3 protein-coding genes and 1 pseudogene are annotated in these 4,430 nt (G+C 36.5%); 3 read left to right on the top strand and 1 reads right to left on the bottom strand.

Going from position 1 to position 4,430, the window contains the following annotated elements:
* Positions 1 to 604: 604 nt before the first annotated feature.
* The 3 genes and pseudogenes from DVW83_RS14170 to DVW83_RS14160 all read left to right on the top strand — a co-directional run.
* Positions 605 to 1,453, top strand: a pseudogene (locus DVW83_RS14170) (IS30 family transposase); the annotation flags it as partial.
* Between the two features lie 179 nt (positions 1,454 to 1,632).
* Positions 1,633 to 2,238 (top strand): protein adenylyltransferase Fic, encoded by a 606-nt coding sequence (gene fic / locus DVW83_RS14165; RefSeq protein ID WP_000599739.1) that lies wholly within the window; start codon positions 1,633 to 1,635, stop codon positions 2,236 to 2,238.
* 15 nt (positions 2,239 to 2,253) lie between these two features.
* Positions 2,254 to 2,826 (top strand): recombinase family protein, encoded by a 573-nt coding sequence (locus tag DVW83_RS14160; protein WP_000170424.1) that lies wholly within the window; start codon positions 2,254 to 2,256, stop codon positions 2,824 to 2,826.
* A 432-nt stretch (positions 2,827 to 3,258) separates the two neighbouring features.
* Here the strand turns inward: DVW83_RS14160 and DVW83_RS14155 are convergent, their stop codons facing one another.
* Positions 3,259 to 4,218: an IS30-like element IS1252 family transposase gene (locus DVW83_RS14155; RefSeq protein WP_000222577.1), complete on the bottom strand. Its 960-nt coding sequence runs from the start codon at positions 4,216 to 4,218 to the stop codon at positions 3,259 to 3,261.
* Positions 4,219 to 4,430 lie beyond the last annotated feature (212 nt).

The raw sequence follows: 4,430 nt of genomic DNA, 5'->3' as shown, positions 1-4,430 counted from the left end.
ATATAAGAAAACCCGAAAAGAAGGCACTCTCTTCGGGTTTTCGGTCTGTACTGAAATCAAGGTATTATTGGGAATCCCAGCTTAAATCATAGATACCGTAAGGGATTTTATTCTTTATTTAAAACTTTGCAACAGAACCAAGGAGATAATAAAAAAGATGATCCCGTTGTCCTAGCTAAAAAAGCAGCAACAGAAGAACAAGCGGGCCAATCTGGTTATTCATACAGGATGATACTTGGAAGTGAAATTATGAATAACAACTATGAAATATAGAGTATGTAAATAGCATGTCTATAAAAAATAAAGTAGTAAATTAATCATAATCTTTTCAACAACAGGAATAGTCAAGTTAGACTGTTCCTGTTGTTTCTTTATTTTCCTTATCATCTTCAACTTTTTCAAATACTGCAAATACAAAATATCAATATAACTTATTCGTTCTATCAATCAGTTCCTAATATCTACTCATCAAAATGAAATTTCAAACTAATCTCATCATAGTATTCTTTTCGTCGATTGTAAAATTAAGCTAGACAACTAAAAAGATCATTTGTGCTACACTCAAAATAGTTCCGACCAAAGAATTATTAAGGAGTGAGTACAAATGACCTACACCCATCTTACAACAGACGAACTGGTAATCATAGAGTCTTATTTCAAAAATAATCAATCCGTTGCCAAAACTGCGCAATGCTTAGGACGTGCGTGACAAACGATTCATAACGTGTATCAATTTTTGAAAACTGGTGCTACGATACTGAACTACTATCAACAATACAAAGAAAACAAAAAACGCTGCGGTAGACGCTCGATTGCTTTACCAGAGGAACAAAAAGAATATGTTCAAAAGAGGGTTGTTCAAGGGTGGACACCGGATGTGATTGTCGGCCGCTCGGAAATGAAACTTGATTGTTCAGTCCGTACACTGTATCGAATGTTTCAAACTGGCGCATTTAATGTGCGTGATTTGCCTATGAAAGGCAAACGAAAACCAAATGGACACCAAGAAAAACGTGGGAAACAAGCTTTTCGGCGCAGTATACATGAGCGCATCAAGGAGCATCCAGAATTTGAAAACGAGTTTGGCCATCTTGAAGGAGACACTATTGTCGGTCGAAAACACAAAAGTGCTGTTATTACATTGGTGGAACGTTTGTCAAAAGTGATTATTACATTGAAGCCAGCCGGTAGACAGGCAATGGACATTGAAAATCGAATTAATCATTGGTTTCAAACGGTTCCTAAACATCTGTTTAAATCAATTACGTTTGACTGTGGGAAAGAATTTTCAAATTGGAAAGCTATGGGAAATCAAAATGATATTGATATTTATTTTGCGGATCCAGGCACCCCGTCACAACGCGCTCTAAATGAACATTCAAATGGATTATTACGTCGTGATGGATTAGTTAAAGCCATGGACTTCAATGAAGTATCAGAATCATTTATAGAGTACAGAAAACATTTTCTGTACTCTATTTTGTCTTCTTTTAAATTTTCAATAGATTATATCTATTGTGAATTTTGTAGAGGGTCAGAAACTTAATAGTTTTTGACACATAAACAAAATCGCGATATAATGGGGTTGAGAGTGTTTCATAAACTTATGTCATAAAGTTAAGGAGATTTCGCATGATTTTAGAGAATAAATTGGGATTAACCAATCAAGTTGAGTTGGCTAAGGTTGAAGAAAAACTCAGTAAACAAAAAGCGAAAGAATTGTACGATTGTGGAAAAATAAATGAAATCGAAGTTGGTACATTTAAAGGTTTATCTGAAATTCATGAATTTCTATTTTCGGATATTTACGATTTTGCCGGAAAAATCCGATCGGTCAATATTGCAAAAGGAAATTTTCGATTTGCACCAGTTATGTATTTAGAACATTCGTTACAGCATATTGATCAGATGCCACAAACTTCTTTTGAAGAGATTATCAAGAAATATGTGGAGATGAATATCGCTCACCCATTTCGAGAAGGAAATGGCCGAAGTACTAGAATTTGGCTGGATCTCATTTTAAAGGAAGAATTGCAAAAAGTTGTAGATTGGAACTTAATCGATAAAGCAGACTATCTTTCTGCAATGGAGCGAAGTCCCATAAACGATTTGGAAATACGCTATCTAATTTCCAATGCTCTGACTGATAAAATTGACGATCGCGAGTTATATATGAAAGGAATCGATGTCAGCTATTTCTATGAAGGGTATTCTGAGTATACGATAGATGATTTGTAAAAGTAGGTGGACCAAATGACGAAATATGGATATGCACGTGTCTCAACCGCTTCTCAAAGTACAAAAGAACAAATTCAACAGTTGCTTGAGAACGGCGTAGAGAAGAAGAATATTTTTTCAGAAAAATTTACGGGTACAAAACGGGATCGGCCAAAATTCAATCAGCTGTTGGCTGGTCTGAAGCCTGGAGATGAAATAGTTGTTACGAAGCTTGATCGATTTGCTCGTAACACGAGAGAAGCATTAGAGATCATTGAACCTTTACTCGATGATAACGTAACGATCAAGGTTTTGAATCTAGGAACGATTGAAAATACGTCCATGGGGCGAATGGTGACACGGACGTTGTTGAGTGTAGCAGAAATGGAACGTGATATGATTGTGGAACGTACCCAAGAAGGAAAAATGTTTGCAAGAAAGAATAATCCTAATTTCAGAGAAGGACGTCCGAAAGCAACAATCACACCGAAGAAGAGGCACGCATATGAACTGCTTACTTCAGGTAAATCGTATAAGGAAGTTGAAGCTATAACCGGTTTCAGTCGCAGTACGCTTTTTAGAATAAAGAAGAAAATTGAAGAAAGTTAAAAAAGAAGTCTCAGCGAACCAGACAGGTAAATACTTAATGCGTTCTAGATATGAGTCTATTAGCATGTTGTGAAATATAATATTTTTTTATTTACTTGATTTCTGCTCAAAAAATGTGTATGGTAACTGTAAAAGGTAAAGTAATTAAAGGTATGCTAGCCACGCTTACTATATTAGGATACCATCATATATTTATAATGAACGATTTGTTCGTCTACCAAACAACACATATCGTTCAGCGTAAGTCACGTTTAGGAACGTGGCTTTTTTAGTGTTATTATCGATAAATAATCTATTGACTCTATTGATTTTATCTCCATATCCCTACGGTGTTGATTGTCTTTAGATCTTTCATTTAAGAACCAAATAACTATCATAAAAATCAGCACTGCTGCTAAGGTTCTGTTGCAAAGTTTTAAATAATTTGATTTGTCAAATTAAGCTAGACAAAATATCTTCATTCATGTAACTCATAAATACTTCCAGGGGTGTTTGATAATCCAAGGACTTTCGTGGAATATTGTTTCTCTTATTCGCCACTGAAGAGATAAAAGCTTGGTCGACTTGATTAAAATCCATGTTTTTTGGCAGACCATCTTTTCGCAGCAAGCCATTGGAATTTTCATTCAGTGCTCGTTGCGAAGGAGTCCCTGGATCAGCGAAATAAATAGCGATGTCATGTTGGTTACTTAAAGCCTTCCAATTAGAGAATTCTTTCCCACAATCAAAGGTAATGGATTTAAATAAATGTCTGGGAATCGATCCAAACCAGTGGTTCAGAGTATTCTCAATATCGATCGCCTTGCGCCCCTCGGGCTTCAAGGTGATGATGATTTTCGATAGACGTTCTACCAAAGTTATGACAGCACTCTTATGATGAATGCCTACAATGGTATCGCCTTCGATATGGCCGAACTCTTCTTTAAATGTCGGGTAATCAGTTTCTCTTTCAACGATATTCCGTTTAAAAGCCTGTTTTCCTCGGCGTTCTTGATGTCCATTTGGTTTCCGCTTACCCTTCATGGGCAAAGTCGATTCATCGAACACCTTTTCCTTGAACTGGCGATAAAGGGTTCTTACGGAACAGCTGATTGGTTTCTCTTTACGCCCAATGATAACGTCTGGCGTCCAGCCTTGGGCAATTTTTTCTTTAATGTAGGACTGTTGTTTCTTTGGCAAGACGATGTTTCGTCTGCCACACCGTTTCTTATTTTCTTTATACTGTTGGTAGTATTCGAGGGCCGTATGGCCTTCTTTCAAGAAATTAATGACGTTATAAATCGGTGTTCGAGATCGTTTCAGGTACTCAGCAATTTTCACAATTTTGATGTTTTGGTGGTAGTAAGACTCTATCATCACCAGTTCATCCGTGGTAAGATGGGTGTAGGTCATTCGTGATCACTCCTATGTTTTCTTTAGTCGGAATTACATTTTGAGTGTAGCACGAATGGCTTATTTATTTGTCTAGCTTAATTTTACAATCGGCGTAAAGAATAAAATCCCTTACGGTATCTATGATTTAAGCTGGGATTCCCAATAATACCTTGATTTCAGTACAGACCGAAAACCCGAAGAGAGTGCCTTCTTTTCGGGTTTTCTTATAT

The sequence above is a fragment of the Enterococcus sp. VV15 genome, from assembly GCF_005236045.1.
GTDB classification, from domain to species: domain Bacteria; phylum Bacillota; class Bacilli; order Lactobacillales; family Enterococcaceae; genus Enterococcus_B; species Enterococcus_B durans.
Note: the sequence above shows the minus strand (reverse complement) of the source record. Positions and strands in the feature narration are given on the sequence as shown.

Excerpts from the sequence above, each read along its gene's own strand:
- fic (WP_000599739.1), top strand. The coding sequence starts at position 1,633 with ATGATTTTAGAGAATAAATTGGGATTAACCAATCAAGTTGAGTTGGCT.
- DVW83_RS14155 (WP_000222577.1), bottom strand. The coding sequence starts at position 4,218 with ATGACCTACACCCATCTTACCACGGATGAACTGGTGATGATAGAGTCT.
- DVW83_RS14160 (WP_000170424.1), top strand. The coding sequence starts at position 2,254 with ATGACGAAATATGGATATGCACGTGTCTCAACCGCTTCTCAAAGTACA.